The sequence below is a fragment of the Brevibacillus brevis genome (assembly GCF_022026395.1).
GTDB lineage: Bacteria > Bacillota > Bacilli > Brevibacillales > Brevibacillaceae > Brevibacillus.
In genome coordinates this window covers 2472697-2485844 of record NZ_CP041767.1, presented here as the reverse complement: position 1 = coordinate 2485844, position 13148 = coordinate 2472697, and the positions used below count along the sequence as shown (strand labels likewise).

The window sequence follows — 13148 nt, the reverse complement described above, 5'->3', positions numbered from 1 at the left end:
TCCATACCATCTTTTTCTCTACAAAAATTATTCGACAAAGCAAATTCCATTCCTGCCAATGACGAAAGATTGAATGATTTAACTGATATTTCGACAAAGAATTCTTTCATTTCTAACCGATTCGTCAAAGGACTGCAAAAATCGGAAAAGCCGTCTCGCTTCGTTCGCGTGACGGCACTTTATTCAGGCAGCCTTGGTTGTATGGGTTCGGGATTCGGCTGTATCTCGGACATTCACGCCAGCATCCTGAAGCATCCATTCAATGTAGCAACCGTATCCCGAAGTAGGATCATTGACAAACACATGCGTGACAGCACCGACGATCTTGCCCTTTTGAATGATGGGACTGCCGCTCATCCCTTGTACGATGCCACCTGTCTTTTCCAAAAGGCGTTTGTCCGTGACTTTAATAATCATCCCTTTGGTTGCGGGAAAATGCTGCTTGACCACGTTCGCGATCTCAATATCGAACTCTTCTACTTTCTGACCTTCCACGACAGTAAGAATTTTGGCTGGCCCTTCCTCTACCTGCTCGGCAAGAGCGATTGGTAACGGCTCCTGATAATAGCTGCGTTTGGGCTCGTCCTTCATTTTGCCGAAGATGCCAAAAGGGGTGTTTTTCGTTATATTTCCAAGAACTTCACTTTCATTGTAGAAACGTGCAAATTTCTCCCCTGGGTTGCCACTTTGTCCTTTTTCAATCGATGTGACACTTGCTTGCACGATCTGGCCATCTCCTACGACAATAGCTTGACCAGTATCAACGTCGGAAATGACGTGCCCTAATGCCCCGTACGCTTTGGAATTTGGATCATAAAAGGTCAGTGTCCCTACTCCTGCCGCTGAATCCCGAATATAGAGACCCATACGGTATTCACTGTCTTTTTTATCTTTTGCTGGGTGCAAAGTGAGCGAAAGCTTTTCCTTGCCACGAACGACAAGCAATTGGACGGAATGATTCTTTTTCCCATTTTCGTTGATCAATTTCTTTACATCATTCATGTCGTTGATGTACATGTCATTCATTTTGATAATCATGTCACCAACGTGTATACCTGCCTGTTCACCTGGAGAAAACTTGTTTTTACCATCGTCTACTAAATGATGACCGACAACCAAAACACCCGCTGTTTGCAGCTTCACCCCGATTGACTGTCCACCAGGGTACAACCGCAGATCTGGCAATACATTTACTTTTACAGCAGTCAGCGGAATGTTATGCCACTTCACCTGCAATTGGGCTTCCCCAGCCCTACGCGGTTCTACAGACATAGGCCTGCTCAAATCAACGGAAACCTCACGCGCCTCTGTCCCGTTAACGTGCAAAATATCAGGATTGCTATTGATTAGCGTGCCCATTACCGGCACTGAGACCCGTAGTTGCTCGAGGGACCCTTCCATCAAACGCAATTCACGGGGAAAGGAGGACAGATCGCGGAACGGGGTGGAACTCACGACAAGCGCCGTGATGAGGAGAAGGAGACTTCCCATCCATTTTCTTTTGTTTTGTCGGATCACCAGTAATCACTCCTACCGTTCCCTACCTACACCTACAAAAACAAAACGGTCAGGTCCGTTTTGATTGACCGCAAGCGGTCATGAGGGACACCTCCACCTTGTGTACCTTTAATGTTGCCACCAGCCAAGCGGATTATGTCAGGAAAATAACCCACTCTGAACATTAGAAAGCCACGCTTCATCAAGTCCTTAGCGAGTCCATTTTTGCACTTTTTATCAACGAAAAAAGACTGCCAACCAAATTAGCTGACAGTCTTTCGTTCACGGCCGAGAAGGATCATCTCGCGTGCATGTTCTTCTGTTTTTGCTGTTACCTCTGCCCCGCTTAGCATACGAGCCAGCTCTGATACCCGTTCATCATCAGACAGACGATTCACCCGCGTCTCCGTTTCATTCTCGCTCATTTCCTTTTTGATCAGAAAATGAGCGTCTGCCATGGATGCGACCTGTGGCAAGTGCGTAATGCACAGGACTTGGCGCTGTCCAGCGACCCGGGCGAGCTTTTCTGCTATCGCTTGAGCTGCCCTTCCACTTACTCCTGTGTCGACTTCATCAAAAATGAGGGTCTCCACTTGATCAGTGCCCGCCAAAATCGTTTTAATGGCCAGCATGACACGCGACAGCTCTCCGCCGGAAGCAATCTTCGCCAAGGGACGCAATGGCTCACCCGGGTTAGGTGAGATTAAAAACTCGATCTGATCCATTCCGTTCGCATCTACGAAGCGCTTGATTCCGTCGATTTCTACCCCGTCTTCATCCGGTGTCTGTCTGACGTCGATGGCAAAACGAGCTCGCTCCATGTGCAGTTCTTTTAATTGCTGCTCGATTTCTTGTGCGAGCTTTCCAGCACATTCGGAGCGAATAACCGACAACTCCAATGCTTCCACTGCCAAATCGGCTGCAAGCTCCTGCAATTGCTTTTCCACCTGCTGGAGACGATCTTCGTAGTGATGCATGTCATCCAATTCATCCTGAATCGTTGCCGCGTACTCCAAAATATCGTCTACACTTTTGCCATACTTGCGTTTTAACGACTGGATTTGATCAAGACGGCGTTCTACTTCTGCCAGCTGCTCCGGTTCAAAATCCATTTGGTACGACAATTGACGAAGGTTATGCACCACATCTTCTATCTGATAGTATGCCGATTGGACCATTTCCAAAATCGGAACGAGCTGTTCTTCGTAGTTCACACCACGCTCAAGCTCACCCATCGCATGACCCAACCAATCCATGCCCTTTTGGTCACCATGCAAAGCCCGGTATGCATCTTGAATCGTTGAATAAACTTTTTCAATGTTCATCCACTTTTTCCGCTGCTGCATGAGCTTCTCGTCTTCACCAGGCGTGAGGGTTGCCGACTCAATTTCATCGAGCTGATATTGCAAAAGATCGATGCGCTGCACCAGCTCCCGATCATTGCGTGCCATGCGCTCCAGATCTTGCTTTGTCTTGCGGTACGCAGTATACAGGGTTCCATATTCTTGCTTCGCAGCTCCCAACGCACTTTCCCCATATGCATCCAGCCAATTGATATGCTTGTCTGACTGCATCAGCATATGCGTATCGTGTTGCCCATGCACCGTAACCAACCATGGCCCTAACTCACGCAGCATAGCGAGAGTTACGAGCTGGCCATTGATTCGAATGATACTTTTCCCTTGATTCGATATATCTCGGCGTACCACAAGCATACCGTCTTGCTCAATCTGGACGCCGACATTCTTACAGACGTCAAGTCCCGGGTGACCAGGCGGCAATTCAAACAGCCCTTCCACCTCTGCACGAGGCTCACCGTAACGGACAAAATCAGCCGAAGCCCGGCCTCCTAACAACAGTCCTAGCGCATCGATAATGATGGATTTACCAGCACCAGTCTCCCCTGTCAGGATGTTTAACCCTTTTTGGAAAGAGACCGTCACTGATTTGATGATGGCAAAATTTCGGATCGAGAGTTCCACTAGCATCGCAAGCGACCACCTTCTACAACATTTCCATTAAGCGTTTCGTCACTTCATTGGTATTTTCTTTCGAACGGCAAATAATCAGGATGGTGTTGTCTCCACTGATCGTCCCCATGATTTCTTCCCAAGGAAGGTTGTCAATCAGTTCCGCTACCGCATTCGCATGTCCCGAAAGCGTCTTCAATACAATAAAATGATCGGCTTGGTCAATGCTAATAAAGGAATCCACAAGCATACGTTTCAGCTTTTGCAGTGGATTGAATTTTTGTTCAGCAGGCATTGAATACTTATATCGTCCATCAGGAAGGGGCACTTTTACCAAGTGTAGCTCCTTGATGTCTCGGGATACAGTTGCTTGCGTTACGTTAAAGCCAGCAGTCCGCAAGCGGTCCACCAGCTCATCCTGTGTTTCCACCTCTTGATTGCTGATGATATCCCGAATACGAATATGTCGTTGCCCTTTGTTCATATGGATTACTCCCATTCCCCTTGTAATTTCGTTCGTATTGCTTCGAAAAAGCCACCTTTTTTCCACTTAATCAGCGGGGTAACACACGGTGACTTTTTAATGTAAATATAATCGCCGCCCTCGAGTCGATAACCAAACTGCCCGTCAATGGACAATCCCATCTCTTGATGAATGGCATCCACTTCGACCCGGATCGTTTGATTGCCAGACAATACCATTGGCCGAGCCGTCAAGGAATGAGGAGCCACTGGTGTCAGTAATAGCATGTCCACATTAGGGGCCACTATTGGACCGCCTGCAGAAAGTGAGTATGCCGTTGACCCGGTCGGCGTAGAGACAATGACACCGTCTCCGCTGAACGTCGCAACGTACTCATCATCCAGAAAGACTGCACATTGAATGATTCGGCAAAATGACCCTTTTGCAATCCCTATATCATTCATGGCCGTGTACGTCCCCAGCGTGATTCCTTTTCGAACCAAACAAGCTTCCAGCATGGCTCTCTTTTCAATGTCGTACTTTCCAGAAAGGAGATTGTCTACAGCCTGAGGCAGATGCTCCGGTTCCGCTTCCGACAAAAAGCCCAACGTGCCTAAATTAATTCCAAATATTGGGATAGAGTGACCGGCAAGCTGGCGAGCAATTCTGAGTAGCGTGCCATCGCCTCCCAATACACAAACCAAATCCGCCTGCTTCCCCATCTCTTCTACAGATGCGCCCAGTTCCAGATGCCCAACATCTGAAGCAATATGTTCATCCAGGAATACTTGCGCCCCTCTGTCCTCAAGTAAATACAGCAGTTCCCGTGCAACGATACGTGCTTCGGGTTTTCCTTTGTTCGCTATGATTCCAATTTTCTTCACGTGGTCCACCCCAAAACTGGTTGGTTGGAAATCCTTCTTGAACAACCTCATATACAAGTATACAACTTCACATGCATAAATAAAAAGCCTCGATTGTGACAAAACTCCCGAGGCTTTGGTTTTTATCCTATTTCAAATTCGCATGAGCAGACGCAACTACCTCTGTTACGCATTGCAGCCAAGCTTCCGAATCCATGCCGCCCTCATTTTTCTGGACGTGCATAACAAATTCAATGTTTCCTTCTCCCCCAGTAATTGGAGAGTAGTCCAAGCCTTTCAGCGCGAAACCCAATCCACTGGCAAATTGGCCAATGTCAGTCAGCACGCTCTCGTGTACCTCAGGATCTCGGACGATTCCGTTCTTTCCGACTCTATCCTTGCCTGCTTCAAATTGAGGTTTGATCAGCGCAACGACGTCACCGCCATCCGTCAGAAAACGGTACAACACTGGCAAGATCAATCGTAACGAAATAAACGATACGTCAATCGATGCCGCGTTTGGACGTTCATGTTCGAAAGCTTCCGGGTCCATATGCCGAAAATTCGTCCGTTCCATGACGACCACTCGTTCATCCTGGCGCAAGCTCCACGCGAGTTGTCCGTACCCGACGTCAATCGCGTATACAAGGCGCGCACCGTTTTGCAGTGCACAGTCCGTAAATCCGCCAGTGGAGGCCCCGATGTCCATCATGACACGATCCTTCATGTCGATCTCAAAGACACGCAATGCCTTTTCCAGCTTGAGGCCACCCCGACTCACATACGGGTGTACCTCGCCCTTCACCGTAATTGCAACATCCTCGGCAAATTTGGTTCCCGGCTTGTCACAGCGCTCGCCAGCTACTTGCACAAGGCCTGCCATTACGGCTGCTTTTGCTTTTTCTCTGGTCTCATAATGGCCTCTTTCGACCAAGAGAACATCAATCCGTTCTTTTCTTACACTCATGCTTCCACTACGCCCTTCGAAATTGGCATCAAGGACCGGACACGAGCAGCGATATGATCAGCTGTGAGCCCTACCTCTTGCCGCTGTTCTTTCACACTTCCATGCTCAACAAAATAATCAGGTACCGCGACAACTTGTACATTCATGCCGTGATAGCCTGCACGACTGTAGCATTCAATGACAGCGCTGCCGAAGCCGCCCATTTCGCAGCCTTCTTCAACTGTAATGATATCGTAGCCTTCCTTCGCCAGTCGGAATAGAAGCTCTTCGTCCAACGGCTTGCAAAAACGTGCATTGACCAGCATCGGTTTGATTCCTTCTTCTTGAAGCTGATTAACAGCCGCCTCAGCTATTTCGAATACGTGACCGAACGAGAGAATCGCCACGTGTTTGCCTTCGCGTACAATCTCCGCTTTTCCGATTGGCAGCACTTGCAGCTCTTCATCCATTTTGACGCCACGAATCGGCAATCGCGGATAACGATAAGAAATCGGGCCTTCTTTATATTCCACTGCTGTCTTCATCATGTGACGCAGTTCATTTTCATCTTTTGGTGCCATAATGACCATATTCGGAATGATGCGCATGAATGCCACATCATACATGCCTTGGTGTGTCTCCCCGTCTGCTCCGACGAGCCCAGCACGGTCAACGGCAAAAATCACATGGAGCTTTTGGCGGGCGACATCGTGGATCAACTGATCATAGGCTCTTTGCAAAAACGTCGAATAAATCGCAAAGACCGGCTTCAAGCCTTGGGTAGCCAATCCTGCCGCAAATGTACATGCGTGCTGCTCTGCGATCCCTACGTCAAATAGTCTGTCCGGGTACTTCTGACCGAATGGGATCAAGCCGGAGCCCGCTGGCATTGCAGGGGTCACAGCCACAATTGAATTGTCTTCATCTGCGAGCTTCATCATCGTATCCGCAAAAACGGATGTATACGTTGGTGCAGATTTCGGTGTATCGCCTGACTCGATTTTATACGTTCCGATGCCGTGCCACTTGACCGAATCGGCTTCTGCTGGCGCATAGCCCAGTCCTTTTTTCGTGATGGCATGGATCAATACAGGTCCTTTTGTATGCTTGGCTGTCTTCAATGTATCGAGCAACAGTTCCATGTTATGTCCGTCGATTGGGCCAATATACGTAAAGCCTAGCTCCTCGAAAAGAACGCCAGATACGAGCAGATATTTCATGCTGTCCTTAAAGCGTTCAGCCATATGAGCTAATTTGCCCCCTACAGCCGGTATCGATTTCAACAAGCCTTCGACTTCATCCTTCGCCCACTGATAGTTCTCCGTTGAGCGAATTTTGCCCAAGTAGTTGTGCAGGGCACCAACGTTTGGCGCAATGGACATCTCGTTATCATTTAGCACAACGATGACATTCTTGCGCTCATGACCGATGTGGTTCAATGCCTCTAAAGCCATGCCGCCTGTCAGCGCACCGTCACCGATCACAGCAACGACATGATTCTTTTCCTTTTTCAAATCCCGCGCAGTCGCCATCCCCATAGCGGCAGACAACGACGTACTGCTATGCCCGGTTTCCCAGACGTCATGCGGGCTTTCCACCATTTTTGGGAACCCGCACAGACCTTTGTACTGACGCAAGGTCGGAAACATCTCCCGGCGTCCAGTCAGCATTTTATGTACGTATGCTTGATGTCCGACATCCCAGATCAGCTTGTCCTTGGGACTGTCAAAAACATAGTGCAGCGCTAGCGTCAGCTCGACGACTCCCAAATTCGGCGCAAGATGACCGCCTGTTTTCGAGAGCGTTTCGATTAGAAACTGACGGATCTCGGATGCCAATGTATGTAGCTGCGGTTGCGTGCACTTTTTCAAGTCTTGAGGATCATTTATAGTAGTAAGCAGCATTGGTATTCCTCACTTTCCACTGTTCGTTCTCCGGCGATTGTGCATGCTGCATATCAATCAAGCCACTAGAAAACCCGGCTTTCCTTATTGCTATAGCCGATTCCGCTTATTTTCAGCTTGATTCATTATAACGGTTTCTTAATAAAAACACCACTTTTCATCAATATATACGAATATGAAAGCGATATCTTGCATTTTCTGGTAAGATGATTTTGAATACATACTCCGAACAAAAGAGGTGGACGTCCGTGAAGTTCTCACAAATTCAGTATGAGCGCATGGATATGGACAAAGTTGAAGGACAATTCACGCAATTATTGGAAGCGTTTCAACATGCTGCAAGCTTCTCTGAGCAAGATGCGATCATGGCTCAATTGAACAAACTGCGACAAGAAGTGGAATCTGCGCGGCATGTCGCACAAATCCGCCACACGATCAATACAGAAGATCCTTTCTACAAAGCGGAACAGGACTATTGGGATGAAGCAACTCCTCTGTATACGGGAATCGTTTCCCGCTACTATCAGGCGATTGTCGATTCTTCCTTCCGCGCTGAATTGGAAGAAAAATGGGGTGCACAGCTGTTTCGCATTGCGGAGAGCACACTCCGTACATTTTCGCCGGAAGTCATCTCTGATTTGCAGGAAGAAAACCGTTTGGCGAGTCAATATGTCGCACTGAAAGCCTCTGCCAAAATCATGTTTGATGGAGTAGAGCGAAACCTTTCCGAGATGATTCCTTTTACAATTGCGAAGGATAGAGACATGCGCAAGCGCGCTAATGAAGCGAAGTATGATTTTATGCAGCAACATACGGATGAATTTGATCGCATCTACGATCAACTCGTCAAGGTACGCACACGCATTGCCAAAAAACTCGGTTTCAATAGCTTTGTGGAGCTAGGCTATGCACGCATGAACCGTACCGATTACAATGCAGAAATGGTAGCCAGTTTCCGCCGGCAAGTGCTCGATCACATCGTTCCCGTAGCGTCAAAGCTCGTCGAACGTCAGCGACAACGCATTGGTGTCGATACACTTGAGTATTACGATCTTTCCTTTGATTTTGCTACAGGGAATCCCAGCCCGAAAGGTCCGCCGGAATGGATTGTGGAAAACGGGAAAAAGATGTATGCCGAGTTGTCACCTGAAACGGATGAGTTTTACAACTTCATGCTGGATAATGACTGTTTAGATCTATTGAGCAAAAAAGGAAAGGCTACTGGCGGCTACTGTGAATACATCAGCCAATACAGGCTCCCCTTTATTTTCGCCAACTTTAATGGTACATCCGGCGATATCGACGTACTCACGCACGAGGCAGGACATGCGTTTCAGGTGTATGTAAGCCGAGATTTTGACGTCCCTGAATATCATTTCCCAACCTATGAGGCATGTGAAATACATTCAATGAGCATGGAGTTTTTGACGTGGCCATGGATGGAGCATTTTTTCAAGGAAGATACCGACAAATACAAATTCTCTCATCTCAGTAGCGGACTCCAGTTCATTCCGTATGGCGTGTCTGTTGATGAGTTCCAGCATGTTGTTTACGAGAATCCAGATATGACTCCGTCAGAGCGTAAAAAGGCTTGGCGTGAAATTGAGCGCAAGTACCTCCCGCATCGCAATTACGCGCAGAACGAGTATCTCGAGGAGGGTGGGTTCTGGCAGCAGCAATCGCATATTTTTCAAAGTCCGTTCTATTACATCGACTACACACTGGCCCAGATTTGTGCGTTCCAATTTTGGAAACGGTCACAATCAGAGCCAAAACAAGCTTGGGAGGATTATTTGACGCTTTGCCGCGAAGGCGGAAGCAAATCGTTCCTCGAGCTGGTACAGGTGGCGAAGCTTTATTCTCCATTTGAGGACGACTGCCTTCCATCGGTGATTGGCGAGATTGAACAATTTTTAAATAGCATTGACGATAAAAGCTTGTAATAGGCAGGTACGAAAAAAGCTGGCATTTCCCGCATGGGTTGCCAGCTTTCCCTTATTTATTGCGATCACGCACGTAGTCCGCCAAAGGACTGAGTGCAGAATTTTCGATTCCCGCATCTGAAAGCGCTGCTTTTGCCTCCGCAATCAATTCATCAAGACGCACCTTCGATTCGGCAAGACCAAGAAGCGATGGATATGTCGCCTTTTCCCGATCTGCATCGCTGCCAACTGCTTTCCCCAGCTCTTGGGCATCCCCTTCCACATTCAAGATGTCATCCTGAATTTGAAAAGCAAGCCCAATGCAAACTCCATAGCGCGTCAATGCTTCCATTTGGCCTTCGGATGCTTCTGCGAGATAGCCTCCCCCGCGCAAGGCTGCGATTAAGAGATCACCCGTTTTGTGACGATGGATAAATTCGAGCTGATCCAGGTTAAGACGCTTGCTCTCTCCTTCGATATCAGCCATCTGTCCGCCGACCATGCCAGTTGCTCCTGCACGTTTTCCCAGCTCCGCAATCAGTTTTACGGTAGTAGCCGCTGAAACATCAGCCCGATCCATGTAAGCTTCTGCAATGTAAGCGAACGCCCTCGTCAGTAAGGCATCTCCAGCGAGAATGGCTGTTGCTTCACCGAATACTTTGTGATTGGTCGGTTTTCCGCGACGAAGATCATCGTCGTCCATCGCAGGGAGATCATCGTGAATCAAAGAGTACGTATGTATCATTTCCAAGGCAGCCGCAAATGCCACACCCCGTTCAATCGGCTTGTCCAGTGCTTCGAGGACCGCCAAAACCAACATGGGACGCAACCTTTTTCCGCCTGCCATGAGCGAATACTTCATGGATTCGTACAAGTTTTCCGGAACTCCTTGCTTCTCAAGAGCTGGCAGGAGTCTTTGTTCTATATAGGCGGTCTTCTCCACTAAATAACTCTCGAATGTATGCACGCCGATCATGATTCTCCTTCCACACGAAAAGCCTTCTGCTTTACCTGTCCGTCTTCTTCCACCAACTGGGTAATCTTCGCTTCGATTGCATCCAGCTTTTGGCCACAAATTCTGGAAAGAGTTACTCCTTCTTGATATAGAGTAATCGCTTCTTCGAGAGGTATATCTCCTTCCTCAAGTCGATTGACGACTTCTTCCAGGCGTTTCATCGCGTCCTCGAACTGCATATCAGTCTCTTGTTCTGTTTTCTTGCGAGCCACTCTGCTTCTCCTCCTCCCGATTCACTTTTTCCACTCGCGCAGTCGCACTGCCATCACTTAATCGTACCATGATCTCGTCGCCAGGGGCAAACTGTTCCACCGATTTCACGAGTCTGTCATTGGTGTATACGAGTGAGAATCCACGCTGCATGACCTTCAGCGGGCTCAGTGCTTCCAGTGTCGCTATGCGAGCTGCAAATGCCATTCTTTTTTGATTAAGACGGCCCAGCATCCGTTCGTCCAAAGTGGAGCGGAGTTTAGACAGATTTTTTCTTTTATCCCCGATTTGATCAGCGAGGCGATATCGCTTGATCTGTTCGTCTAATCGCGTATAGCGTTCGCGTCTTCTGTCCAGCAAGTGCTTCATCGATTGACGCATCCGCAAATGTGCCCGATCCAATCGTTCTGCGGCTTCCTCCAGCCTCCGCTCCGGTTGGCGCATCGCATACGAATTGCTCAAGCGTGTCAAGCGGCTTCTCTGCTCTGTCATGGTACCACGCACTGCTCGATGCATCCGTATTTCGAGCTGCCGTACTCTTTCCACCCACTCCAAATAATGCGGTACAGCCAATTCGGCTGCGGCTGTCGGTGTTGCTGCCCGTACATCTGCTACGAAATCGGCGATCGTCACATCCGTCTCGTGTCCTACAGCAGAGATGACGGGGATGAGTGATGCGGCAATTGCTCTCGCTACGTTTTCATCATTAAACGCCCACAACTCCTCGATGGAACCACCACCGCGCCCTACAATGAGAACATCAATGTCAGGCTGATCGTTCATGATCCGAATAGCGGAAACAATCGATGCAGGTGCATCCGCACCTTGGACAACGGCTGGTGATAGTACGATCTCTGCTTGCGGATAACGTCTGCGAATTGTCGTGCAAATATCTCGGATAGCAGCTCCTGTCGGAGAAGTGACGACACCGACACGTTTGGGAAAACGCGGGAGCATCCGCTTCCTCTCCGCTGCAAACAACCCTTCTTGAGCCAATTTTTCTTTTAACTGCTCAAATGCTAAGTAAAGCGAGCCAATTCCGTCTGGCTGCATCTCTTTAGCGTAAAACTGATATGCACCATCCCGTTCGTATGCAGAAATAGACCCTCGTACAATCGCTTTGGCTCCTTCTTTGGGCAAGAAACGCAGGAAGCGGTTATAACTCGCAAACATGACGACTTTGATGCGTGACTGCTTGTCCTTTAGCGTGAAATACATATGGCCGCTGGAATGATGGGTAAAATTGGAGATTTCCCCTCTCACCCATATATCTTGAAGGTGGGGTTCCTTTTCCAGCACCAACTTAATATAGCGATTGAGATCACTGACGGATAAGATATCTTGTAATGCCATGCGGCCCCTCCTTTACAAAAAAACTTGGCTTTGCCGTGCATGCAACAAGGACTATGCAAAAGAATGGATAAAGCTTATGCCTTATCCATTCTATAATAAGTTGCCGATTTTCTTCTATTGTTTTGCTTGCTTTTTCGCAGCCGCAACGGTATTTTTCAACAGCATCGTAATCGTCATCGGACCAACGCCGCCAGGAACCGGGGTGATAAAGCTAGCCACTTCTTTGACCTCGTCGAACTTGACATCTCCAACCAGCTTACCTGATTCGATGCGATTCACACCAACATCAATGACGACAGCGCCCGGTTTAACATGCTCTTTACCGATCATATGAGCCCTTCCGGTTGCTACGACGAGGATGTCTGCCTTTTGAGCGTATTCCTCGAGATTTTGCGTGCGAGAATGACACATGGTTACCGTAGCATTTTCCTGTTGCAACAGCAATGAGACCGGCTTACCAACGATGTTGCTGCGTCCAATCACCACTGCATGCTTGCCTGCCATCGGAGTGCCTGTGCGCTTGATCAATTCAATAATCCCGTGCGGTGTGCAAGGAAGCATCGTCTCATTTCCCAATACCATGTTTCCTATGCTAATCGGATGGAAACCGTCCACATCTTTTTCTGGAGCAATGGCTTCAATGACCGCATGCTCTGAAATATGAGCGGGAAGAGGAAGCTGAACTAAAATCCCATGAACGTTCGGGTTTTCGTTTAACTGTTGAATGATCACCAACAATTCTTCCTCTGTGATGTCAGCGTCCTTCATAATGATCTCGGATGAAATACCGACTTCCTCGCAGCCTTTTGCCTTCCCCCGTACATATGAGTGTGAAGCTGGGTCGTCTCCAACAATAACAACGGTCAAACCCGGTACGATCCCTTGCTTTTTCAATTCAGCTACTTCGTTCGCCAATTCGGTCCGAATACTCTGTGCTACTTCTTTTCCCTGGAGAATGGTTGCAGCCATGGAGAAAATGCCTCCTTTATTAACGTCGATACGTTA

11 protein-coding genes are annotated in these 13148 nt (G+C 48.2%); 1 reads left to right on the top strand and 10 read right to left on the bottom strand.

All coding sequences use genetic code 11. The features are described from left to right. Positions 1–183 precede the first annotated feature (183 nt). From spoIVB to dxs, 6 genes are all read right to left on the bottom strand, one after another. A complete protein-coding gene (gene spoIVB / locus FO446_RS12270; protein WP_173609595.1) occupies positions 184–1518 on the bottom strand; it encodes a SpoIVB peptidase in 1335 nt (444 codons plus the stop codon). A gap of 242 nt (positions 1519–1760) precedes the next feature. Then, the gene (gene recN / locus FO446_RS12265) at positions 1761–3485 is read right to left on the bottom strand and encodes a DNA repair protein RecN (RefSeq protein ID WP_173609596.1); all 1725 of its coding nucleotides are present in this window, start codon (positions 3483–3485) and stop codon (positions 1761–1763) included. A gap of 16 nt (positions 3486–3501) precedes the next feature. After that, on the bottom strand, positions 3502–3951 hold the full coding sequence (gene ahrC, locus FO446_RS12260) for a transcriptional regulator AhrC/ArgR (RefSeq protein ID WP_007720787.1): 450 nt from the start codon (positions 3949–3951) through the stop codon (positions 3502–3504). A gap of 5 nt (positions 3952–3956) precedes the next feature. Beyond that, positions 3957–4814, bottom strand: coding sequence for an NAD(+)/NADH kinase (locus tag FO446_RS12255; RefSeq protein ID WP_237900748.1), 858 nt, complete (start codon positions 4812–4814; stop codon positions 3957–3959). A 127-nt stretch (positions 4815–4941) separates the two neighbouring features. Then, a complete protein-coding gene (locus tag FO446_RS12250; RefSeq protein ID WP_173609598.1) occupies positions 4942–5760 on the bottom strand; it encodes a TlyA family RNA methyltransferase in 819 nt (272 codons plus the stop codon). Beyond that, complete coding sequence (dxs, locus tag FO446_RS12245) at positions 5757–7643, bottom strand: 1-deoxy-D-xylulose-5-phosphate synthase (protein WP_173609599.1); 1887 nt, start codon at positions 7641–7643, stop codon at positions 5757–5759. Before dxs ends, FO446_RS12250 begins: the two co-directional genes overlap by 4 nt. A 248-nt stretch (positions 7644–7891) precedes the next feature. On the opposite strand from dxs, the gene FO446_RS12240 reads away from it, so the two are divergent. Then, entirely contained in the window at positions 7892–9586 is a 1695-nt protein-coding gene (locus FO446_RS12240) for a M3 family oligoendopeptidase (protein ID WP_237900746.1), read from the top strand. Between the two features lie 52 nt (positions 9587–9638). Here the strand turns inward: FO446_RS12240 and FO446_RS12235 are convergent, their stop codons facing one another. From FO446_RS12235 to folD, 4 genes are all read right to left on the bottom strand, one after another. Then, a complete protein-coding gene (locus FO446_RS12235; RefSeq protein ID WP_173609601.1) occupies positions 9639–10541 on the bottom strand; it encodes a polyprenyl synthetase family protein in 903 nt (300 codons plus the stop codon). After that, positions 10538–10792, bottom strand: coding sequence for an exodeoxyribonuclease VII small subunit (gene xseB / locus FO446_RS12230; RefSeq protein WP_048032540.1), 255 nt, complete (start codon positions 10790–10792; stop codon positions 10538–10540). The genes FO446_RS12235 and xseB overlap by 4 nt, the downstream gene beginning before the upstream one ends. After that, positions 10761–12143, bottom strand: a complete 1383-nt coding sequence (gene xseA, locus FO446_RS12225; protein WP_237900744.1) for an exodeoxyribonuclease VII large subunit — start codon at positions 12141–12143, stop codon at positions 10761–10763. Before xseA ends, xseB begins: the two co-directional genes overlap by 32 nt. A 114-nt stretch (positions 12144–12257) precedes the next feature. Continuing rightward, positions 12258–13112, bottom strand: coding sequence for a bifunctional methylenetetrahydrofolate dehydrogenase/methenyltetrahydrofolate cyclohydrolase FolD (folD, locus tag FO446_RS12220; RefSeq protein WP_173609603.1), 855 nt, complete (start codon positions 13110–13112; stop codon positions 12258–12260). Positions 13113–13148: the final 36 nt, after the last annotated feature.

Excerpts from the sequence above, each read along its gene's own strand:
- recN (WP_173609596.1), bottom strand. The coding sequence starts at position 3,485 with ATGCTAGTGGAACTCTCGATCCGAAATTTTGCCATCATCAAATCAGTG.
- ahrC (WP_007720787.1), bottom strand. The coding sequence starts at position 3,951 with ATGAACAAAGGGCAACGACATATTCGTATTCGGGATATCATCAGCAAT.
- FO446_RS12250 (WP_173609598.1), bottom strand. The coding sequence starts at position 5,760 with ATGAGTGTAAGAAAAGAACGGATTGATGTTCTCTTGGTCGAAAGAGGC.
- dxs (WP_173609599.1), bottom strand. The coding sequence starts at position 7,643 with ATGCTGCTTACTACTATAAATGATCCTCAAGACTTGAAAAAGTGCACG.
- FO446_RS12235 (WP_173609601.1), bottom strand. The coding sequence starts at position 10,541 with ATGATCGGCGTGCATACATTCGAGAGTTATTTAGTGGAGAAGACCGCC.
- xseA (WP_237900744.1), bottom strand. The coding sequence starts at position 12,143 with ATGGCATTACAAGATATCTTATCCGTCAGTGATCTCAATCGCTATATT.
- folD (WP_173609603.1), bottom strand. The coding sequence starts at position 13,112 with ATGGCTGCAACCATTCTCCAGGGAAAAGAAGTAGCACAGAGTATTCGG.